Source organism: Massilia arenae (assembly GCF_008014745.1).
In the GTDB taxonomy this organism is placed as follows: domain Bacteria; phylum Pseudomonadota; class Gammaproteobacteria; order Burkholderiales; family Burkholderiaceae_D; genus Telluria; species Telluria arenae.
In genome coordinates, this window is record NZ_VPFD01000030.1 from 1 (window position 1) to 19834 (window position 19834).

Genomic DNA, 19834 nt, shown 5'->3' on the forward strand with positions numbered 1-19834 from the left:
TCAAACTGAACGGCCTGAGTCCTGTGCAGTACAGAACCCAGGCCGTCTAAGCGAGCATCCAACCGTCTCAGTTTAAGGGGTCACATCACTTCGCGGGAACGACGTGTTTAGGTACGTGTCCGAAATAGCCGCCGTATCTGGCCCGCTAAGCAAAACAACGTCGTTCCCGCCCTCGCCGGGCGCCTTGGCGGGAACCTAAGTCGCCCGCATACCGCGCACGATCAAACCTGATCGATCGCCTTGCGCACCCGCCGCCGCCAGCGCAGCAGCGCCGCCGAATAGTAGCCAAAATAACCCGCCGTGATCCCCACGCACAGCATGGTCAGCGGGCTGTCAGTCAGCTGTTGCGTCGGAATGCCCTTGCCCTGGTTGGCATACACCTCGATGCCGATATACAGCAGGCGCGCCACCAGGATCATGGACATCACCAGCCCCAGGCGCGCCGGCGGCGTGAAGAAGTAGCCCTGCGGGGTTTCCTCGAACCGGGTCAATTTCAGGCCCCAGACGGCATAGCCGATGCCGCCGCCGGCGCCGACCAGCAGCGCCGCCAGGTTGTAGGGCGTGTCGAACAGCTGCGTCAGCGGCACCAGGATCATCGCGCCGAATACCAGCACGCCGGTGTAGTGGCGTGAGCCGATCGAGCGCTGGCGCTGCATTTGCTTCTTGATGCGGCTGTAGATGCGCCACACCAGCAGCGGGGTCAGGACGAGCAGGGCCAGGGTCGTGATCGAGAATTCCATGTGCGGCGAAAAGGCTGTGTTCAGGAAAAACCGCATTGTAGCCCACTGCCGGCGCGCGCCGCGTCGTTGGGCCGCATGATAAGGTAGCCCGAACCGCATTCCTGCAAGGAGACCGCATCATGCACGCCGCCCCTCATGCCGTCCATCGCATTAACCGGATGCCGCCGCGCATTCCGATCCACGCTCATCGGGCGCCCGATCCGGCCCCGATCGAAGAACCTGTGCCCGAGCCCTTCGACACCCCGCACCCGCACCACCAGCCGGTGCACCTGCCGCACGACGAAGAACCGGTGCCCGATCCCAAACCGAGCTGACTCGGAGCGCGTCCCGGATGAGCGTGCTACCATGAAGTCATAGTTGTACTCTCATCCCGACGTAATGAAACACCGACTTTTCCTGTTCGACCTCGACGACACCCTGCTCGATTTCCGCGCCTCCGAACAGCGCTCCTTCATGCGCACCATGGACCAACTGGGCGTGCGCGAGCAGGTCGGCGCTTTGTTCCAGCAATACCAGGTGACCAATCTCGCGCTGTGGCGCCATTTTGAGCAAGGCACCGTCACCAAGGACTTCCTCAAGGTCGAGCGCTTCCGCAAGACCTTCGCGGACAACGGCATCGAGATCGATCCGCAGCGCGCCAGCGACCTGTACATCGAATCGCTGGCCGATACCGTGGTGCTGGTCGACGGCGCCGCCCAGCTGTGCGAAACCCTGGCCGGCATCGGCGAAGTGGGCATCATCACCAATGGCGCCCACCAGATCCAGCACCGCCGCATCGCCAGTTCGGGCCTGCAGGGCCACCTGTCCTTCGTCGCCACCTCCGAAGCCTGCGGCTTCGCCAAGCCCGACAGCCGCTTCTTCGAGTTCACCAGCAAGATGGCGCGCAGCTTCGCCAAGCACGAGACCGTGATCGTCGGTGACCGCCTGGACGCCGACATCCTCGGCGCCAACCGCTTCGGCATCGAGAGCTGCTGGTTCAATCCCGATCGCCTGGCCAACGACTCGCAAGCGATCCCGAGCTGCGAGGTCGCCAGCCTGCACGATATCGTCGCTTCACTGCGCGGCCTGGCCGCCGCCTGATCGGCTCAGTGCCCGGCGACGACCGGGCCGCTACGGGCGCCGGGCCGCAAGCCGTGCGTCCTGCTCGACCAGGCGATTGCGAAGCCGATCGCCGCCAGCAGGGCGGTCGACCATGGGAAGGACGCCGCGCCCCAGCGGTCGAGCAGGAAACCGCCGAGCAGGCCACCGCCCGCGATCGCGGCATTCCATGCCACCACGTTCATCGACAGCGCCACGTCGGCGCCATCGCCCGCGGCATCGGCCAGCGCCGTCTGCAGCAGGGTGGCCGCGCCGCCGAAGCTCAGGCCCCAAGCGGCCACGCCCGCGTACACGACCAGCGGCGCCGCCGACTGCCAGGCGAACAGCAGGGACAGGATGGCGAAGCCGCCCAGGCTGGCCAGGACGGTGGCGCGCAGGTGGCTGTCCACCAGCCGGCCGGCGATCCAGATTCCGCCCAGCGCGGCGATGCCGAACACCAGCAAGACCACGTCCACGCGCCCGGCCAGCCCGGCCTGCGCCACGAACGGCGCGATATAGGTGTACAGGATGTTATGCGCCAGCATCCACGCGATCACGGTCGCCAGCACCGGACGCACGCCCGGTGTGGCAAGCACCTTGCGCAGCGGCAGGCGCTGCCGGTCGGACTGGCCGGGGTAGTCGGGCACCTTGGCCACCACCCACACCACCAGCACCACGCACAGCGCCGACATGAGGCCGAACGCCGTGCGCCAGCCGACCGCGCCGCCCAGCCAGGCGCCGAGCGGCACGCCCAGCGACAGTGCGATCGGGGTACCGACCATGGCGATGGCCATGGCTTGCCCCTGCTGGTGGACGGCGACCATCCGGCGCGCGTAGCCGGCCAGCAGGCTCCAGGCCAGGCCCGCAGCCATCCCGGCGCAGAAGCGCGCCGCCAGGGTGAGCGTGAAATCGGACGACAGCGCGGTCAGCGTATTGAAGACCAGGAAACCGACGATGGTCAGCAACAGGACGCTGCGGCGGCGCCAGCCGCGGGTGGCGATGGTGAGCGGAATGGCGGCCAGCACCGAGCCGAGGGCATAGGCGGTCACGGTCTGTCCGGCCATCGAACTGGTCACGCCGAGACCCTCGGCGACCAGCGGCAACAGGCCGGCCGGCAGGGTTTCGGTGGCGATGCAGATGAATCCGGTCATGGCCAGGGCCAGCAGCGCCGCGACCGGCAGGCTGCCGGCGCGGACGGCCGGGCGGGGGGTATGTATTGCTTCCATCAAGACTCCTGTAGACGATGAACCGGCCAGGCTGGCAGGCTACTTATGTACCGATCGGTATAAATGTAATTCGGACAAGCATGGCTTGTCAACGACTTTTGTACCGATTAGTATTGAAATCGTGTGAAAAGGAGAACGACATGGCGACAATGGGCCGCCCCCGACAATTCGACCGCAGCGCGGCGGTCAAGACCGCGATGCACCTGTTCTGGGAGCACGGGTATGAATCGACCTCGCTCAGCCAGTTGAAGGCGGGCCTGGGCATTTCGGCGCCGAGCTTCTACGCCGCCTTCGCGTCGAAGGAGGCGCTGTTCCAGGAAGCGGTGACGTGCTACCTCACGTCCCATGGACGGGTGACGGAATGCCTGTGGGATGCCGACCTCGCACCGCGCGCCGCCATCGAGCTGGCGCTCAGGCGGTCAGCGGCGATGCAGTGCGAGGAGGGCCACCCGCAAGGATGCATGGTGTCGCTGGGCGTGATGAGCGCGAGCGGCGCTGGAAACGAGGGAGTGACGGCCGCGCTGGGCGCATCGCGCGCGCGCACGCGCGCCGGCATCCTGGCCTGCGTCGAGCGCGGCATCGCGCACGGTCAGCTCGCGCCCGCGACCGACCCGCAGGCGCTGGCCACGGTGTTCGACAGCTTCCTGACCGGCCTGTCGACGCTGGCACGCGACGGTGCGACGCATGCAAGCCTGGATGCGGCCATCACGCAGGTGATGAGGTTGTGGGACGCGGCCTCGCGCTAGCGCGTATGCAGCTTCACGTCGCCGGACCGGCGTCCACCCGATTGCGGCCCGCGTGCTTCGCGTTGTACAGATGCCGGTCGGCGTGCGCGACGAGCTCCCCCGAATCCGCATCGCCGCCGGAAGCCCGGACGAGGACCGTGACGCCGATGCTGGCCGTGACGACGCCGGACGGCGACTCCTGGTGCGGCAGTTGCAGGGCCTGGATCTCATGGCGCAGCCGTTCCGCCACCGCCAGCGCGCCGGCCAGTTCGGTATCCGGCAGGATCACCCCGAACTCCTCGCCGCCGTAGCGTGCCGGCAGGTCGCGGTTGCGGTTGACCTGGGCCGCCAGGATGCGGCCGACCTCCTGCAGGCAGGCGTCGCCGGCCGGATGGCCGTAGCGGTCATTGAATTTCTTGAAGTAGTCCACGTCCAGCAGCAGCAGGGCGGTCGGGGTGCCGGCAATCCGCGCATGGCGCAGTTCATGTGCGAGCACCTCGTCGAAGCGGCGCCGGTTGGCCAGCTGCGTCAGCTTGTCGGTATGGGCCAGCTCCTGCAGCCCGAGGTTGTCGCGCCGCAGGTCGTGCGAGTAGGCGCGCAGCTTCTGGTCGAGCCGGTCGCGGATGGCGAATTGCCGGATCAGCTTGCGGGCGAACAGCGCGAACACGGCGGCGATCAGCACGACCGCGGCGCCGATCAGCATGCTCGAACGCTTCCAGGGACCGAGCAGCTCGTCCTTGGTCTGGCCGACGGCGATCACGAAGGCGAAGTCGTCAACCCGGCGGTAACTGTACAGCCGCTCGATATTGTCGATCCGGGCGACCAGGAAGTCCGAGCCGACCGCATTGTCCCTGATGGCCTTGAAGATCGCGCCGCCCGCGAGATTGGTGCCGATCAGCTTGTCGTCGAAAGGGCGGCGGTAGATTACCGTGCCGTCTTCCAGGGCCAGCAGGACCGTGCCGGTCTTGCCGACGTCCAGCTCGTCGTAGATGCGTTCGAAGAAATTCACCTTCAGGGTCACCAGCGCCACGCCGGCGAAGCTGCCGTCGGGGTGGTCGATGCGGCGCGAGATCGGCAGCACCCAGACGCCGGTGGAGCGGCTTCGAACCGGATGGCCCACATAGATGTCGCGGCTGGCATGGGTGCGGTGGTGCTGGAAATAGGCGCGGTCCGAGTTGTCGCCCTGGGGTGTTCCGGTCAGCGAGGACGCGAGCCAGCGGCCGTCGGCGGCATACACGAAGATCCCGTGCAGCTCGGGCGTGGTCCTGGTCAGCACGACCAGGTGGGCCTGCAGCCGCTTCATCGCGGCCGCATCGGCGCCGTCATGCTCCACCCGCTCGACCACGTTCGCCAGCGCCATGGTGGTGGCCTTCATCGCGGTCTCGACCTGGACTCCGACCATGCGCGCCACGTTCGAGGTGGCCACTTCGGTCTGCTGGATCTGCGTATGCCGCGACGACCAGATGAACCAGGCCGCGAATGCGACCAGCAGGCTGCAGCCCAGGGCGGTGGCCGCCATCACCAGGCGCACGACCGGGCGCCGCTTGCCGCTCAGGCGATCGACGTGGGTATCCAGGTTGTCGGTGGATGAATTCAATGCGCCTCACCAGAACAGGGTTGCGATGCTGTCCAAAAATTGTGCCATTAGAAAGAAAACCCTGTCGCCGGACTGCGCTGGCGCGCCTGCGCTTGCCTGATCCTGCGCAGTTGTTGCCTTTTCGTTTGGTGCGGCTCGTGCGCGCGCGAAGCCTGGTCTACATTCTCGGCATTATCCCATTCCAGAAGGAGTTCGCCATGACGACCGGCACCGATCCATCCAGCCTGCCTCCCCAGGCGACACAGGTCAACCGGCGCGAGTTCGTGCTGTCGGTGTTGTCGGTGGCCGCGGCGAGCGGCGCCGTCAGTGCCGGCGAAGCCCAGGCCCAGCCCGTGGATGCCGCGCTGGAAGTCCACACCGGCGGCGTGCCGCTCAGCGTCGTGGTCAACGGCGAGCAGCGCGCGCTGACGGTCGATCCCAGGACGTCGGCGCTCGACCTGCTGCGCGAGCGTCTTGGCTTGAGCGGCGCCAAGAAGGGCTGCGACCATGGCCAGTGCGGCGCCTGCACCATCCACGTCGACGGCCGCCGCGTCGTATCGTGCCTGACGCCGGCGCTGCAGCTCGAGGGCCGCCGGGTCGACACCATCGAAGGCTTGCAGCGGCCCGACGGCAGCCTGCACCCGATGCAGCAAGCCTTCATCGACCACGACGCCCTGCAGTGCGGCTACTGCACGCCGGGCCAGATCATGGCGGCGATCGCCTGCGTGTGCGAGGGTAACGCGGGCTCGCCCGAGCGGATCAAGGAATACATGAGCGGTAATCTATGCCGCTGCGGCGCCTACAACGGCATCGTGGCCGCCATCGGCCAGGCCGCCGGCGAGATGGGAAAGGTGTGAGCCATGCGTGAATTCACCCTGATCCGCGCCCGTTCGCCCGAGCAGGCCGTGCAAGCCATGGCCACTTATCCGGAAGCGCGCCTGATGGCCGGCGGCACCACCCTGTACGACTTGATGAAGCTCGGCGTCGAGCGTCCGTCGGCCATCGTCGACATCAACGCGATCGAGGAATTGCGCGCCTTCGACACGTCCGGCGCGCGCGAGCTGGTATTCGGCAGCCTGGCGCGCATGAGCGACGTCGCGGCCGACCCGCGCCTGGTCAAGGACTATCCGGCGCTGTCGGAATCGCTGTGGCGTGCGGCCTCCCAGCAGCTGCGCAATATGGCGAGCCTGGGCGGCAACGTGCTGCAGCGCACGCGCTGCGCCTATTTTCGCGGCGGCGAGCCGTTCGCCTGCAACAAGCGGCAGCCGGGCAGCGGCTGCGCGGCGCTGGACGGCATCGACCGCGGGCATGCCCTGCTGGGAACGAGCCCCAGCTGCATCGCCACCTATCCCGGCGACTTCGCCGTCGCCCTGGTCGCCTTCGACGCCGTACTCGACGTGCTGGGCCCGAGCGGCGTGCGCAGCATCCCGGTGGAGGCGCTGCACCGGTTGCCGGGCGACCGGCCCGACCTCGAGACCACGCTGGCGCCGGGCGAGATCATCACCAGTATCCGGGTGCCGGTCACGCCGCTCGGGCGGGCCTCGACCTATCACAAGATCCGCGACCGCGAATCGTATGCCTTCGCCCTCAGCTCGGCCGCCGTGGCCCTGACTATGGACGGCAAGCGGGTCGCGCAGGCCCGCATCGCGCTGGGCGGCGTCGCCACCAAGCCGTGGCGTGCGCGCCTGGCCGAGCAGGGACTGGCCGGCCGCGAACTGACCATCGAGACCGCGCTGGCGGCCGGCTTCGCCGCCTTCGCGGATGCCAGGGCCGGACACCACAACGCCTTCCGTATCGAGCTCGGCGCCCGCACGGTGGCCGACGCGCTGATGATCGCAGCACAAAGGACTTCAATATGAACGATTCGGCATTCCCCAAACAGCCGCGCATCGACGCGCGCGACAAGGTCCGCGGCGCCGCGCTGTACGCGGCCGACCAGGCGCTGCCCGGCATGCTGCATGCGGCGCTGGCGGTGTCCACCATCAACCGCGGCGCGGTGCGGTCCATCGATACCCGCGCCGCGCGGGAGGTAGGGGGCGTGCGGCTGGTGCTGACCCACGCCGACATGGGCGAGTACAAGCCGGCCGGTCACGTGCTGGGCGGCGGCTTCGCCTTCCAGAGCATGCAGCCGATGCTGGAGTCAGGAATCGCGTATCGCGGCCAGCCGATCGCGCTGGTGGTGGCCGACACGCTGGAGGCGGCGCTCGAAGCGGCCTGGCTGATCCGGGCGAAGTATGACGAGCAGCCATTCCAGGTGACGCTGGACGCGCCGGCCAGGGACATCGTGCCGCAACAGGGTTCGCCGCTGCCGCAGCAGATGTTCGCCGACAAGGTGGCGGGCGACGCCGACGCCGCCTACGCCGGCGCGGCGCACAAGATCGATGCCGAGTACCTGCACCCGCCCCAGCACCAGAACCCGATCGAGCTGGTGTCGACCGTGGCCGAGTGGCGCAAGGGCACGCTGGTAATCCACGAGGGCACGCAGAACAGCGGGGCGATCCGCCACGGCCTGGCGCGCCAGTTGAACCTCGACCCGGCGCGTATCGAAGTGATCTCGCCGCAGTGCGGCGGCGGCTTCGGCCTCAAGAACTCGCTGCAGATGCAGACCCTGTTCGCGGCGGTGGCGGCGCGCAGGCTCGGCCAGCCGGTCAAGCTGGTGGTGCCGCGCAGCCAGCTGTTCCACGACGCCAGCTTCCGCCCGGCCAGCCGCCACCACATCCTGCTGGGCGCCGACGCCTCCGGCAAGATTCTGGCGGCCATCCACGAAGCCGACCAGCAGACTTCGCGCCACGACCTGTTCCCGGCCTCGTACGCCGACATGAGCGCGCGCCTGTACGGCATCCCGAATTTCCGCGGGCGTGAGCGGCTGGTGCGCACCGACGTGCAGACGCCGGGCTATATGCGCGCGCCGTTCGAGCACCCGGCGTCCTTCGCCTTCGAATCGGCGATCGATGAACTGGCCCAGCAACTGTCCATCGACCCGGTGGAACTCAGGCTGCGCAACGATACGCAGACCGACGCGCTCAGTGGCAAGCCGCTGTCCTCGCGCTTCATGGCCGAATGCCTGCGCGAAGGCGCGCGCCGTTTCGGCTGGAGCCGGCGCGATGCACGCCCCGCCTCGATGAAGGCGGCGGATGGCGCCGCCATCGGCTGGGGCGTGGCCTGCGGCGCCTACAAGGCCGCGACCAGCCCGGCGATCGCGCGCATCGCCGCCACCCGCGACGGCCGCATCCTGTTCACGGTGGCCGGCCACGAGATGGGGCAGGGGATGCGCACCGCGATCGCCAATGTGCTGGTGCGCCGGCTGCGGGTCGATCCGCAGGCGCTGGTGATCCAGATCGGCGACACCCGCGGCGCGCCCCAGCACCTGACCGCCGGCTCCTGGGGCACTGCCAGCGTGGTGCCGGCGGCGGAAGAAGCCGCCCAGGCGCTGCTGGACGCACTGGCGCAGCTGGCGCCTGGCCACGATCCTGTTTTGAGACCGGCCGAGGTGCTGGCGCTGGCGCAGCGCGAGCGCATCGAGGCCGAGGTGCGGCGCAAGGCGCCGGGCCAGCCGGACGCCGTCTACGGCCGCCTGGAGGGCGGCATGCCGGCGCCGGCGGGGCCGGTGTATCCGGAATTCGTATCGATGAGCTATGCGGTCCACTTCGTCGAGGTGAACGTGGAACCGGTGACGCGCCGCATCCGCGTGCCGCGCGTGGTGAGCATGATCGATTGCGGCCGCGTGGTGAGCCCGGTGACGGCCGACAGCCAGGTGCGCGGCGGCGTGGTGTGGGGCATCGGCGCCGCCCTGCGCGAAATCAGCGAAGTCGATCCGCGCTACGGCGGCTTCCTGAATGCCGACCTGGCCGAGTACGTGCTGCCGGTGCATGCCGACATCGGGCACATCGACGTGGGCTTCATCGACCGGCCCGACCCGCTGCTCAACGCGAGCGGCGTCAAGGGACTGGGCGAGGTGGCGATGGTGGGCGTGGCGGCGGCGATCGCCAATGCGGTGCATCATGCGACCGGCAAACGCATCCGCCGGCTGCCGATCCGGATCGAGGACGTTTTATAGAGTAGCCTCAGCCACGAACTCCGGCGCCGCAACGGTGGCCGGACGCCGCGCATCGCGCCGCGGCGGCGCGCCGAACAGGCGCGCATACTCGCGCGTAAACTGCGAGCTGCTTTCGTAGCCGACCTCGAACGCCGCCTTGTTGGCGGTGGCTCCCTCGTACAGCATCAGGCGCCGCGCCTCGATCAGGCGCAGGCGCTTCTGGTACTGCACCGGCGTGAGCGAGGTGTAGTCCTTGAAGTGCTTGTGGAAGGCCGACAGGCTCATCGACGCAGCCTGGGCCAGTTCCTCGACCCGCAGCTTCTGGTGGTAAGACAGGCGCAGCATCGCCACCGCGCGGTTCAGCCGCACCGGATGCGCCTCGGGCGCCATCGATGCGCGCAACTGGCGGCCATGCGCGCCGTTGAGCAGCCAGAAATGCAGTTCGCGCACCAGGCCGGGATGCAGGATCGCCACCGCCTCGGGGTGCGCGACCAGGTGCATCAGGCGGCGCGCGCAATCGAGGATCGCCGCGTCGACATCCTGGACCAGCAGTGTCGCCGCCGGGTCGGGCGGACTTGGCCTGGTCTCGCGCAGTTGGTCGGCCAGCTCGGACAGCAGGGCCATGTCGAGTTCGATCGCCAGCGCGATATACGGACGCTCCCTGGATGCCGTCACCACCTGGCCCGTCACCGGCAGGTCGGCGCTTACGATAATCGCCTGGCCTTCGGCGCACAGCTTTTCCTGGCGCCCCGCCAGCAAGTGCTTTTCGCCTTGCAGCACGAGGCAGACCAGCGGCCGGTAGGTCGACTCGAGCTTGTCGCCCGGCTGGTCGAGACACATCATGCGCAGGCCCGGGATGGGCGTGAGCGCCAGGCCGTCGCGATTCGCGTGGGCACGGGCATAGGTGGCAACGGCGTCGAGTAATTCCTGGTTCATGGCCGATAGTGTGCCGCCGGTTGGCGCGGCTGTCCAGCGCAGCACATTCATGAACCAGGCTCATAAGCCCAGTCAAGTTCGGACCCGTTTCGGGCATGGGTTTGCCGCTACCATGCTCACCTGACAAATCGCGCCACGTCCGCCGCCGGCGACCGTGCGTTCGCCATAACAATTATTGAACGATACGGAAAATCTCATGACCATCAAAGCCTACGGCGCGCATGCCGCCGACAAACCCCTCGAATCGCTCGACATCACCCGCCGCGCACCCGGCGCCCACGACGTCCAGATCGACATCGATTTCTGCGGCGTCTGCCACTCCGACCTGCACACGGTGCGCGCCGAATGGGCCGGCACCCTGTACCCCTGCGTGCCGGGCCACGAGATCGTCGGCAGCGTGTCGGCGGTCGGCGCCCACGTGAGCGGCCACAAGGTCGGCGACCTGGTCGGCGTCGGCTGCATGGTCGACAGCTGCAAGGCGTGCGCGGATTGCGGCGAAGGCCTCGAGAACTACTGCGACAATATGGTGGGCACCTACAACGGCCCGACCGCGGATGCGCCGGGCCACACGCTGGGCGGCTATTCGCAGCAGATCGTGGTCAACGAGCGCTTCGTGCTGCGCGTGACCCATCCGCAGGAGCAGCTGGCCGCCGTGGCCCCGCTGCTGTGCGCGGGCATCACCACCTGGTCGCCGCTGCGCCACTGGAACGCCGGCCCCGGCAAGCGCGTGGGCATCGTCGGCATCGGCGGCCTGGGCCACATGGGCATCAAGCTGGCGCACGCCCTGGGCGCCCACGTGGTCGCCTTCACCACCTCGGAATCGAAGCGCCAGGATGCCCTGGACCTGGGCGCCGACGAAGTCGTGATCTCGAAGGATGCGGCCGCGATGGCGGCCCAGGCCCAGCGCCTGGACCTGATCGTCAACACGGTCGCCGCGCCGCACGACCTGGACGCCTTCCTCAACCTGCTCAAGCGCGACGGCACCATGGTGCTGGTCGGCGCGCCCGAATCGCCGCATCCGTCGCCGCAGGTATTCAACCTGATCACGAAGCGCCGTGCGATCGCCGGCTCGATGATCGGCGGCATTCCGGAAACCCAGGAAATGCTCGACTTCTGCGCCGAGCACGGCATCGTGGCCGACATCGAGATGATCCGCGCCGACGATATCAACGGCGCCTACGAGCGCATGCTCAAGGGCGACGTCAAGTACCGCTTCGTGATCGATAACGCCAGCCTGGCCGCTTGATTCATCCTCTGGCCCGCAGCAGTGCGGGTCGCTCGGGCGGCGTTCGCGTCGCCCCGCATCGCTGCTGATTCAGCATCATCCTCTGTTCGCTAAACAATGAATCCAACCATTTCCGCCGCTTGCGACAGCAAGCCGGCCCAGCCCGCGGCATGGGGCGCCGTGATGGCGATGTCGCTCGCCGCCTTCGCCCTGGTCGCCTCCGAATTCATGCCGGTCAGCCTGCTCACGCCGCTGGCGGCCGAGCTGCGCATCAGCGAAGGCCAGGCCGGCCAGTCGATCGCGATTTCCGGCCTCTTCGCGCTGTTTACCAGCCTGTTCCTCGGTTCGATTGTCGGACGGCTCGATCGCAAGATCCTGCTGCTGGGCCTGACCTGCCTGATGATCGTCTCCGGCACCGTGGCCGCGTTCGCGCCCAACTACTTCCTGTTCATGGTCGGCCGCGCGCTGATCGGCGTTGCCATCGGCGGTTTCTGGTCGATGTCGGCGGCGACCGTCATGCGCCTGGTGCCCGCGCGCGACGTGCCGCGCGCCCTGGCCCTGCTCAATGGCGGCAATGCGCTGGCGACCGTCATCGCGGCGCCGGCCGGCAGCTATCTCGGCGCCATCATCGGCTGGCGCGGCGCTTTCTTTTGCCTGGTGCCGGTGGCGGCGATCGCGCTCGCCTGGCTGCTGTTCAGCCTTCCCGCGCTGCGCGCCAGCCAGGCCCCGGCGGCGGGCGGCATCCCGCGCCTGTTGCGGCGGCCGGCGGTCGTCCTCGGCATGGCGGCGGTAAGCCTGCTGTTCATGGGGCAGTTCGCACTGTTTACTTATCTGCGCCCGTTCCTGGAGGGTGTCACCGGCGTGAGCGCCGCGACCCTGTCGCTGATGCTGCTGGTGCTGGGCGTGGCCGGCTTCGTCGGCACGACCCTGATCGGCGCCGTGCTCAAGGACCGCTTGTACCGGGTGCTGGTGGCAATGCCGCTCGCGATGGCGCTGGTGGCCGGCGCGCTGGTCGCCTTCGGCCATTCGGCGGCGGCGGTGACCGTGCTGCTCGCGGTCTGGGGCCTGGTCGGGACCTCGGCCCCGGTCGGCTGGTGGACCTGGCTGGCCCAGACCCTGCCTGGCGACGCCGAAGCCGGCGGCGGCCTGATGGTGGCCGTGGTCCAGCTCGCGATCATGCTCGGCGCGACCCTGGGCGGCCTGCTGTTCGACGCCAGCGGCTATCGCGCGACCTTTTACCTGAGCGCGGGCCTGCTGGTTGCCGCCGCCATCGTTGCGCTGCTGGCGGCACGGTCGGCGCGCCATGCCGATTCATGAGCAAGGGACATAAGCCTATGCCGTGTCCTTCATGAATCGAAGTAAGGGCTTGCCGTAACATCAACCGGATTTTTTAACCGCTGACAGAAGGAAGCATACCTGATGGACGACTCCACCAACATCAACCAGACCCGGCGCGGTGTCCTGATCGGCGGCGCGCTCGGCGCGACGGCGGCGGCCCTGCCGCTGGCAGGCGCCCAGGCGGCGCAAGGCGCAGCCGGCGCGGCCCAGACGCCGGCGCCGGTGACCAGCAAGGTCACCCTGCGCGTGAACGGCCAGCCGCGCGAGCTGACGCTCGACACCCGCACCACGCTGCTCGACGCGCTGCGCGAAAACCTGCACCTGACCGGCACCAAGAAGGGCTGCGACCAGGGCCAGTGCGGCGCCTGCACGGTGCTGGTCGACGGCCGCCGCATCAATTCCTGCCTGAGCCTCGCGATCATGCACGACGGCGCCGAGATCACCACCATCGAAGGGATGGGCACGCCCGACAAGCTGCATCCGATGCAGGCGGCGTTCGTCAAGCACGACGGCTTCCAGTGCGGCTACTGTACCCCGGGGCAGATCTGTTCGGCCGTGGCGGTGATCGACGAGATCCGCCAGGGCATCCCGAGCCATGTAACCGGCGACCTGAACGCCAAGCCGCTGCTGTCCGTCGACGAGATCCGCGAGCGCATGAGCGGCAATATCTGCCGCTGCGGCGCCTATTCGAACATCATCGACGCGATCAAGGAAGTCGGAGGAGTCAAGGCATGAAGGCATTCAGCTACCAGAAGGCCGCGACCCCGGCCGAAGCGGCGGCCACCGCCGCCAGGAACCCCAATACGCGTTTCATCGCGGGCGGCACCAACCTGCTCGACCTGATGAAGCTCGAGATCGAAACCCCGGCCCACCTGATCGACGTGAATGGTCTGGCGCTCGACAAGATCGAGGCGACGCAGGAGGGCGGCCTGCGCATCGGCGCGCTGGTGCGCAACACCGACCTGGCGGCCGACGCGCGCGTGCGCAAGGATTACGCCGTGCTGTCGCGCGCGCTGCTGGCCGGCGCCTCGACCCAGTTGCGCAACAAGGCGACCACCGCCGGCAACCTGCTACAGCGCACCCGCTGCCCCTACTTCTACGACACCAATATGCCGTGCAACAAGCGCGTGCCCGGCAGCGGCTGCTCGGCCATCGGCGGCCACACGCGCGGCCATGCGATCGTGGGCAGTAGCTCCGCCTGTATCGCCACGCACCCGAGCGATATGGCGGTGGCCATGCAATTGCTGGATGCCGGCGTCGAAACGGTGCGGCCCGACGGCAGCGCGCGCACGATCCCGATCGCCGACTTCTATCGCCTGCCGGGCACGACGCCGCACATCGAGCACAGCCTGATGCCGGGTGAGCTGATCACGGCGGTGACCCTGCCCAAGCCGCTGGGCGGCAAGCACTACTACCGCAAGGTGCGCGACCGCGCCTCTTACGCTTTTGCCCTGATCTCGGTGGCGGCCGTGGTGCAGCCGGACGGCAGCGGCCGCGTGGCCGTGGGCGGCGTGGCGCACAAGCCGTGGCGCGTGCCGGCGGCGGAAAGCCAGCTGCCGCGCGGCGGCAAGGCCACCACCGCGCAATTGCTGGCCGGCGCCCGCACGACCGACGACAACGCGTACAAGATCCTGCTCGTCGAGCGCACGCTCGATGCCATCCTGGCGCAAGCCCGCGCGAGCTGAATGAAAGGCTTGAGACCATGAAATTCACCAAACCAGAAACCACCAATCCGATCGACCAGATGAAGGTCGTCGGCAAGCCGCTGGATCGCATCGACGGCCCGCAGAAGACCACCGGCTCCGCCCCTTACGCCTACGAGCAGCATGCGGCAGCGCCGAATGCTGCCTACGGCTACGTCATCGGCGCCGCGATCGCCAAGGGCCGCATCGTGTCGATCGACACCGCCGCGGCGCGCCGCGCGCCGGGTGTGATCGCCGTCGTCACCTACGAAAACGCCGGCAAGCTGGGCAAGGGCAACTTCAATACCGCCCACCTGCTGGCCGGCCCGGAAGTGCAGCACTACCACCAGGCGGTCGGCGTCGTCGTGGCCGAGACCTTCGAGCAGGCGCGCGCCGCGTCGTCGCTGGTGAAGGTCGAGTACGCGAAGGCAAACGGCTCATACGACCTGGCCGCGGCGATGAACGCGGCGGTCACGCCCAAGACCGGCGATGCCGAGTCGAAGGTCGGCGATTTCGACGGCGCCTTCGCCGGCGCGCCGGTCAAGCTGGACGCCACCTACACCACGCCCGACCAGTCGCACGCGATGATGGAGCCGCATGCCTCGATCGCTTCGTGGGATGGCGACAAGGTGACCGTCTGGACCTCGAACCAGATGATCGACTGGGGCAAGCAAGACCTGGCCAAGACGCTCGGCATCCCGGCCGGGAACGTGCGCCTGGTCTCGCCCTATATCGGCGGCGGCTTCGGCGGCAAGCTGTTCCTGCGCTCCGAGGCGGTGCTGGCGGCGCTCGGCGCCCGCGCGGCCAAGCGTCCGGTCAAGGTCGCGCTGCAGCGCGCGCTGATGATCAATAACACCACCCACCGTCCGGCCACGATCCAGCGCATCCGCATCGGCGCCACGCGCGAAGGCCGCATCAACGCCATCGCCCACGAAAGCTGGTCGGGCGATCTGCCGGGCGGCGGACCGGAAACCGCGGTCCAGCAGACCCGCTTTCTGTACGCGGGCGGTCATCGCCTGACGCGCCTGCAACTGGCCACGCTCGACCTGCCCGAGGGGAATGCGATGCGCGCGCCGGGCGAGGCGCCGGGCATGATGGCGCTCGAGGTGGCGATGGACGAGATGGCCGAGAAGCTCAAGATGGACCCGGTCACCTTCCGCGTCGTCAACGACACCACGGTCGATCCCGAAAAGCCGGGCCGCAAGTTCTCGCAGCGTCGCTATGTGCAGTGCCTGCGCCAGGGCGCCGAACGCTTCGGCTGGGATAAACGGCAGGCCAAGCCCGGCCAGGTGCGCGAGGGCCAGTGGCTGGTCGGCATGGGCATGGCCTCGGCCTTCCGCAACAATATGAACCTGAAGTCGGCCGCGCGCGTGCGCCTGGAAAGCGACGGCAAGGTGACGGTCGAAACCGATATGACCGATATCGGCACCGGCAGCTACACCATCATCGCGCAGACTGCGGCCGAGATGCTCGGCCTGCCGGTCGAGCGCATCAACGTGCGCCTGGGCGACTCGGATTATCCGGTGTCGGCCGGTTCGGGCGGCCAGTGGGGCGCCAACAGCGCCACCGCCGGCGTCTACGCGGCCTGCGTCAAGCTGCGCGAGCAGATCGCGCAGAAGGCGGGGCTGGATGCGGCCAAGGCCGAATTCCTTGACGGCGCCGTGCGCGCTGGCGGGCGTTCGGTGCCATTGACCGAGGTGGCCAAGGGCGGCGCGATCGTGGCCGAGGACACGATGGAATACGGCGACCTGGAAAAGAAGATGCAGCAGTCGACCTTCGGCGCCCATTTCGTCGAGGTCGCGGTGGACGTCGCCACGGCCGAGGTGCGCGTGCGGCGCATGCTGTCGGTGTGCGCGGCGGGCCGCATCCTGAATCCGAAGTCGGCGCGCAGCCAAGTGATCGGTGCGATGACGATGGGCGTGGGTGGCGCGCTGATGGAACACCTGGCCGTCGACAAGCGCCACGGCTTCTTCGTCAACCACGACCTGGCCAGCTACGAGGTGCCGGTGCACGCCGACATCCCGCACCAGGAGGTGATCTTCATCGACGAGACCGACCCGACCACGTCACCGATGAAGGCCAAGGGCATTGGTGAACTGGGCCTGTGCGGCGTCGGCGCGGCGGTGGCGAACGCGATCTACAACGCCACCGGGGTGCGCGTGCGCGACTATCCGGTCACGCTCGACAAGATGCTGGAGAAGATGCCGTCGCTGGCCTAATGCCGTTAGGCTAGGCAGAAGTCTTTTTAAGTTAGCCTAAAAAAAGTCGTCCCCACGCAGGTGGGGACCCAATCTTGCAAGCGTTTCGACGACGTATGCAGAACTTGGGTCCCCACCTTCGTGGGGACGACGTTCATGGGGAGTCGTTACTGCCAGTGGTCTTGAAGCGGATGGCGTCGATCACCAGCATCAGCGCGCGCGAGGAGTGGCGGCGGCTGGGATAGAAGGCGTGCAGGGGTTCGAAGGGAACACACCAGTCGTCCATCACGCTCACCAGCCGCCCGGCCTGCAAATGCGGGCCGACCAGGCTCTCGGGCAGGAAGGCCAGGCCGACGCCGTGCAATGCGGCGTCCAGCATGTGATAGACGTTGGTGAACACCGACTGCCCGCGCACGCGCGCGTCCAGCGGCTGGCCTTCGTGCGCCAGTTCCCACGCATACAGCCCGCCGCTGCTGGGCAGGCGCAGGGTGATGCAGTTGTGCTTCATGAGGTCCTGCAGCGAAGTGGGCACCGGGCGCCGCTCGAAATAGGAGGGCGCGCCGACGATCCGCATCGGCACCTCCGCCGTCAGGCGTACGCCAATCATGTCTTTCTCGAGCTGGTCGCCATGGCGCACGCCGATGTCGTAGCGTTCGGCGGCGATGTCGATCAGGCGATAATCGGAACTGATCTCGACGTGCAGGTCGGGGTATTGCGGCAGCAGCGGCGCGATGCGCGGCCACAGGATCGTGTCGATCACGTGGTCGATCGCGGTGATGCGGATGGTGCCGGCCGGCTTGTCGCCCAGGTCGCTGACGGCCGTGATCTCGGCCTCGATTTCTTCCAGCCGCGGTCCCACGTTCTGCAACAGGCGCTCGCCGGCTTCGGTCGGCGACACGCTGCGGGTGGTGCGCGTGAGCAGGCGCACGCCCAGGCGCGCTTCCAGCGAGCGCACGATGTGGCTGAGCGCCGACTGGGTCATGCCGAGTTTCGCCGCAGCGCGCGTGAAACTGCGCTCGCGGGCGACGGCGAGAAAGACGAGAATATCGTTGATGTTGTCACGGGCCATTGATTGATGATACAGGAACATCAAACAGGCCGTGCATCAATGATTATTTTTCATGGATTCGTGCTTTTGAGCCAATCGCGGCCCTTCGCGTCCAGCGCGGCATCGATGACATCCTGCGGCAGGCTGTAGACCGTGGCCCAGGTGGCGCGGCCGTCGGCGGCATTGGACGGGAAGCTCGTGGTGTCGATCGGCCAGTGGTATTTGCGCTTAAGCGCGCGGACGATGGCGGCCAGGGTCACGCGGCCGCGCAGCGGTTCGGCGCCAGCCTGGTCGGCGCCCGACAGCAGGACGGCCAGCACGGCGCCGCGTGCGGTGCGTGGGCCAGGGAAGATGGGATTTTTGCGCGGCATGCGCGGATTCTACCCGGCGGCGGCGAATTTCGCGCCGCGCACATGCGTTTCGCGCCGCGGCGGAGGCGCTTCGTCGCATCGTCGCATGGCCCGGGCGGCGGGCCGACATACTGGCGCCACTTCCAACCACTTGCCGGAGCCCGCCATGCTGATCCAGATCCTGAGCCATACCCCTCTCTACGTCTGGGCCATCCTCGCCTTCCTCGTGTGGCGCGGCGTCGCCGAACTGCGCGAGCGCGAGATTGCCATGCCCCGCATGTTCGTGCTGCCGCTGGTGATGCTGATCCTGTCCCTGCACGATATCGCGCGCAAGTTCGGTTTCGACGCGACTGCGTTCATCGCATGGACGGCGGCTTTTGCCGCGGCGGCGCTGCTGGCCTGGCGCTTCGGCCGCGTGCGCGTGGCGCCAGGCAGTGCGCTGGGCCGGGTGCGCGTGGCCGGCAGCGTCGTCCCGCTGGTGTTGATGCTGTCGATCTTCACGCTCAAGTACCTGACTTCGGTGCTGCTGGCCGTACGCCCGGACCTGGCGGGCCAGCCGACGGTGGCGGCCGGGGTGTGCGCCATGTTCGGCGTCTTCAACGGCTACTTCCTGGGCCGCCTGCTGCGCGACATCGGGTTCGACGCTCGCGCCTGCGTCAACCGCCGTGCGGCAGGTTCCTGACGCAGCCTTCCAGTGCGGCGCGGGTCAGGAACACGCTCGGGATGCCCTGGGCGAAGCTGCCCACTTCATACGGGTCCCAGTGGAATTCGATGCCGGTCGGCGTCGGGATGAACTTCGGTTCCTTGAATACGTCCAGCGTCCCTTGTTCGGCCCACGACAATCCTTGCGCGGCCAGCCTGGCCACGAGCGTGGCCGAGACCTTGTCACGACAGGCCGTGCCGGCATCGACGAAGCCCGTGAAACGGGTATGCACGGCCTTGCCGCCGCCAAGCGCATAGTGGCGCATCGATGAAGCGTAGTTGCCGTGGGCGGCGCCATAGCCGAAGGTCCAGGCGCTGGCGTCGAGCGACAGCTGGCCCTTCGAATGCCAGCGCACCAGGATCTTGTTGGTGCATTCGGTATCCGCATCGCAGCGGCCGGCCATATCGCGCACCCAAGTGTCCAGCACCTCATCCCCGAACACCGGGAACACGGCGGAAAACACGAATGGCTGGTCCGAACCCTCGGCCTGCGCCTGCGGCGACGGCCGGGTGACCGCGACCGCGTGGTACGCCACGATGCGCTTCAACGAAAATGCCAAGGTCTTGGCCGGATCTTCCTGCCGCCATCTACCCTTGCCGCCGCGCCGGTCGGCATCGAGATTGACCGCAAACCGCTCCGGCCCTTGGGCGCCGGAGTCGAGAAGGGGCGCCAGGGTCGTCACGCCGACCGGCGCCTCCAGCACTGCCAGGCTGCGGGCCTTGCCCGTGTAGTCGCGCGGAAACCAGTAGGCGCTGTCCATGATCTTCGCCGCGTCACCCGGCAGGCCGCCAGGCGCCGGGTAGGCCAGCGCGACCTGGAACGGCCTGCCGTCCGGGAAGCGGCCTTCGTACAGGCCGCCGGCCTCCCATTCGATCCGCTCCGGCGCCTGCAGCAGGTCGCCATGGTCTTGCGCCGTGGCCGGGCCGGTGAGCGCCAGCAGCGCAGGGACGAGGCAGGCGGCCGCTCTCAATCCC

General features: G+C 68.1%; 19 protein-coding genes. 12 read left to right on the forward strand and 7 right to left on the reverse strand.

Annotated features, from left to right (window positions below):
- Window positions 1–221: 221 nt before the first annotated feature.
- Window positions 222–740, reverse strand: a complete 519-nt coding sequence (locus tag FVD38_RS22005) for a CcdC protein domain-containing protein (protein ID WP_147936760.1) — start codon at window positions 738–740, stop codon at window positions 222–224.
- Window positions 741–859: 119 nt separating this feature from the next.
- Here FVD38_RS22005 and FVD38_RS22010 point away from each other — a divergent pair, with 119 nt between their 5' ends.
- Entirely contained in the window at window positions 860–1054 is a 195-nt protein-coding gene (locus tag FVD38_RS22010) for a hypothetical protein (protein WP_147936761.1), read from the forward strand.
- A gap of 64 nt (window positions 1055–1118) precedes the next feature.
- Window positions 1119–1820 carry a YjjG family noncanonical pyrimidine nucleotidase gene (locus FVD38_RS22015; RefSeq protein ID WP_147936762.1) on the forward strand — a complete coding sequence of 234 codons (702 nt, stop codon included), beginning with the start codon at window positions 1119–1121 and terminating at the stop codon, window positions 1818–1820.
- A 5-nt stretch (window positions 1821–1825) separates the two neighbouring features.
- On the opposite strand, the gene FVD38_RS22020 is transcribed toward FVD38_RS22015, so the two are convergent.
- Window positions 1826–3043 carry an MFS transporter gene (locus tag FVD38_RS22020; RefSeq protein ID WP_147936763.1) on the reverse strand — a complete coding sequence of 406 codons (1218 nt, stop codon included), beginning with the start codon at window positions 3041–3043 and terminating at the stop codon, window positions 1826–1828.
- Window positions 3044–3183: 140 nt separating this feature from the next.
- Between FVD38_RS22020 and FVD38_RS22025 the strand changes: the two genes are divergently transcribed.
- Window positions 3184–3789 (forward strand): TetR/AcrR family transcriptional regulator, encoded by a 606-nt coding sequence (locus tag FVD38_RS22025; protein ID WP_147936764.1) that lies wholly within the window; start codon window positions 3184–3186, stop codon window positions 3787–3789.
- Window positions 3790–3802: 13 nt separating this feature from the next.
- Here FVD38_RS22025 and FVD38_RS22030 read toward each other — a convergent pair whose 3' ends face one another.
- Window positions 3803–5365 (reverse strand): GGDEF domain-containing protein, encoded by a 1563-nt coding sequence (locus tag FVD38_RS22030; RefSeq protein WP_147936765.1) that lies wholly within the window; start codon window positions 5363–5365, stop codon window positions 3803–3805.
- Between the two features lie 197 nt (window positions 5366–5562).
- Between FVD38_RS22030 and FVD38_RS22035 the strand changes: the two genes are divergently transcribed.
- The 3 genes from FVD38_RS22035 to FVD38_RS22045 are packed head-to-tail and all read left to right on the forward strand — an operon-like array spanning window position 5563 to window position 9401.
- Window positions 5563–6201: a (2Fe-2S)-binding protein gene (locus FVD38_RS22035; protein WP_147936766.1), complete on the forward strand. Its 639-nt coding sequence runs from the start codon at window positions 5563–5565 to the stop codon at window positions 6199–6201.
- 3 nt (window positions 6202–6204) lie between these two features.
- The gene (locus tag FVD38_RS22040) at window positions 6205–7203 is read left to right on the forward strand and encodes an FAD binding domain-containing protein (protein WP_147936767.1); all 999 of its coding nucleotides are present in this window, start codon (window positions 6205–6207) and stop codon (window positions 7201–7203) included.
- Complete coding sequence (locus FVD38_RS22045) at window positions 7200–9401, forward strand: xanthine dehydrogenase family protein molybdopterin-binding subunit (protein WP_147936768.1); 2202 nt, start codon at window positions 7200–7202, stop codon at window positions 9399–9401. Before FVD38_RS22040 ends, FVD38_RS22045 begins: the two co-directional genes overlap by 4 nt.
- On the opposite strand, the gene FVD38_RS22050 is transcribed toward FVD38_RS22045, so the two are convergent.
- Window positions 9396–10367, reverse strand: coding sequence for an AraC family transcriptional regulator (locus FVD38_RS22050; protein WP_229493903.1), 972 nt, complete (start codon window positions 10365–10367; stop codon window positions 9396–9398). The genes FVD38_RS22045 and FVD38_RS22050 overlap by 6 nt on opposite strands.
- A gap of 145 nt (window positions 10368–10512) precedes the next feature.
- On the opposite strand from FVD38_RS22050, the gene FVD38_RS22055 reads away from it, so the two are divergent.
- The 5 genes from FVD38_RS22055 to paoC all read left to right on the forward strand — a co-directional run bounded on the left by FVD38_RS22055 (window position 10513) and on the right by paoC (window position 16780).
- Entirely contained in the window at window positions 10513–11562 is a 1050-nt protein-coding gene (locus FVD38_RS22055; protein ID WP_147936769.1) for an NAD(P)-dependent alcohol dehydrogenase, read from the forward strand.
- A gap of 96 nt (window positions 11563–11658) precedes the next feature.
- Entirely contained in the window at window positions 11659–12858 is a 1200-nt protein-coding gene (locus FVD38_RS22060; RefSeq protein ID WP_147936770.1) for an MFS transporter, read from the forward strand.
- A gap of 102 nt (window positions 12859–12960) precedes the next feature.
- Window positions 12961–13614: an aldehyde dehydrogenase iron-sulfur subunit PaoA gene (paoA, locus tag FVD38_RS22065; RefSeq protein ID WP_147936771.1), complete on the forward strand. Its 654-nt coding sequence runs from the start codon at window positions 12961–12963 to the stop codon at window positions 13612–13614.
- Window positions 13611–14564, forward strand: coding sequence for an FAD binding domain-containing protein (locus FVD38_RS22070; protein ID WP_147936772.1), 954 nt, complete (start codon window positions 13611–13613; stop codon window positions 14562–14564). Before paoA ends, FVD38_RS22070 begins: the two co-directional genes overlap by 4 nt.
- 17 nt (window positions 14565–14581) lie before the next feature.
- Window positions 14582–16780: an aldehyde oxidoreductase molybdenum-binding subunit PaoC gene (paoC, locus tag FVD38_RS22075; protein ID WP_147936773.1), complete on the forward strand. Its 2199-nt coding sequence runs from the start codon at window positions 14582–14584 to the stop codon at window positions 16778–16780.
- 133 nt (window positions 16781–16913) lie between these two features.
- On the opposite strand, the gene FVD38_RS22080 is transcribed toward paoC, so the two are convergent.
- Window positions 16914–17828 (reverse strand): LysR family transcriptional regulator, encoded by a 915-nt coding sequence (locus FVD38_RS22080; protein ID WP_147936774.1) that lies wholly within the window; start codon window positions 17826–17828, stop codon window positions 16914–16916.
- Between the two features lie 50 nt (window positions 17829–17878).
- The gene (locus FVD38_RS22085; protein WP_147936775.1) at window positions 17879–18178 is read right to left on the reverse strand and encodes a hypothetical protein; all 300 of its coding nucleotides are present in this window, start codon (window positions 18176–18178) and stop codon (window positions 17879–17881) included.
- Window positions 18179–18323: 145 nt separating this feature from the next.
- Between FVD38_RS22085 and FVD38_RS22090 the strand changes: the two genes are divergently transcribed.
- Window positions 18324–18839 (forward strand): DUF6622 family protein, encoded by a 516-nt coding sequence (locus tag FVD38_RS22090; protein ID WP_147936776.1) that lies wholly within the window; start codon window positions 18324–18326, stop codon window positions 18837–18839.
- On the opposite strand, the gene FVD38_RS22095 is transcribed toward FVD38_RS22090, so the two are convergent.
- Window positions 18814–19830: an RsiV family protein gene (locus FVD38_RS22095; RefSeq protein WP_147936777.1), complete on the reverse strand. Its 1017-nt coding sequence runs from the start codon at window positions 19828–19830 to the stop codon at window positions 18814–18816. The two genes, FVD38_RS22090 and FVD38_RS22095, sit on opposite strands and share 26 nt — an antisense overlap.
- Window positions 19831–19834: the final 4 nt, after the last annotated feature.

What these genes read in the sequence shown, in the direction of transcription:
- FVD38_RS22005 (WP_147936760.1), bottom strand. Translation starts at nt 740, where the DNA reads ATGGAATTCTCGATCACGACCCTGGCCCTGCTCGTCCTGACCCCGCTG.
- FVD38_RS22010 (WP_147936761.1), top strand. Translation starts at nt 860, where the DNA reads ATGCACGCCGCCCCTCATGCCGTCCATCGCATTAACCGGATGCCGCCG.
- FVD38_RS22015 (WP_147936762.1), top strand. Translation starts at nt 1,119, where the DNA reads ATGAAACACCGACTTTTCCTGTTCGACCTCGACGACACCCTGCTCGAT.
- FVD38_RS22020 (WP_147936763.1), bottom strand. Translation starts at nt 3,043, where the DNA reads ATGGAAGCAATACATACCCCCCGCCCGGCCGTCCGCGCCGGCAGCCTG.
- FVD38_RS22025 (WP_147936764.1), top strand. Translation starts at nt 3,184, where the DNA reads ATGGCGACAATGGGCCGCCCCCGACAATTCGACCGCAGCGCGGCGGTC.
- FVD38_RS22035 (WP_147936766.1), top strand. Translation starts at nt 5,563, where the DNA reads ATGACGACCGGCACCGATCCATCCAGCCTGCCTCCCCAGGCGACACAG.
- FVD38_RS22040 (WP_147936767.1), top strand. Translation starts at nt 6,205, where the DNA reads ATGCGTGAATTCACCCTGATCCGCGCCCGTTCGCCCGAGCAGGCCGTG.
- FVD38_RS22045 (WP_147936768.1), top strand. Translation starts at nt 7,200, where the DNA reads ATGAACGATTCGGCATTCCCCAAACAGCCGCGCATCGACGCGCGCGAC.
- FVD38_RS22050 (WP_229493903.1), bottom strand. Translation starts at nt 10,367, where the DNA reads ATGAATGTGCTGCGCTGGACAGCCGCGCCAACCGGCGGCACACTATCG.
- FVD38_RS22055 (WP_147936769.1), top strand. Translation starts at nt 10,513, where the DNA reads ATGACCATCAAAGCCTACGGCGCGCATGCCGCCGACAAACCCCTCGAA.
- FVD38_RS22060 (WP_147936770.1), top strand. Translation starts at nt 11,659, where the DNA reads ATGAATCCAACCATTTCCGCCGCTTGCGACAGCAAGCCGGCCCAGCCC.
- paoA (WP_147936771.1), top strand. Translation starts at nt 12,961, where the DNA reads ATGGACGACTCCACCAACATCAACCAGACCCGGCGCGGTGTCCTGATC.
- FVD38_RS22070 (WP_147936772.1), top strand. Translation starts at nt 13,611, where the DNA reads ATGAAGGCATTCAGCTACCAGAAGGCCGCGACCCCGGCCGAAGCGGCG.
- paoC (WP_147936773.1), top strand. Translation starts at nt 14,582, where the DNA reads ATGAAATTCACCAAACCAGAAACCACCAATCCGATCGACCAGATGAAG.
- FVD38_RS22080 (WP_147936774.1), bottom strand. Translation starts at nt 17,828, where the DNA reads ATGGCCCGTGACAACATCAACGATATTCTCGTCTTTCTCGCCGTCGCC.
- FVD38_RS22085 (WP_147936775.1), bottom strand. Translation starts at nt 18,178, where the DNA reads ATGCCGCGCAAAAATCCCATCTTCCCTGGCCCACGCACCGCACGCGGC.
- FVD38_RS22090 (WP_147936776.1), top strand. Translation starts at nt 18,324, where the DNA reads ATGCTGATCCAGATCCTGAGCCATACCCCTCTCTACGTCTGGGCCATC.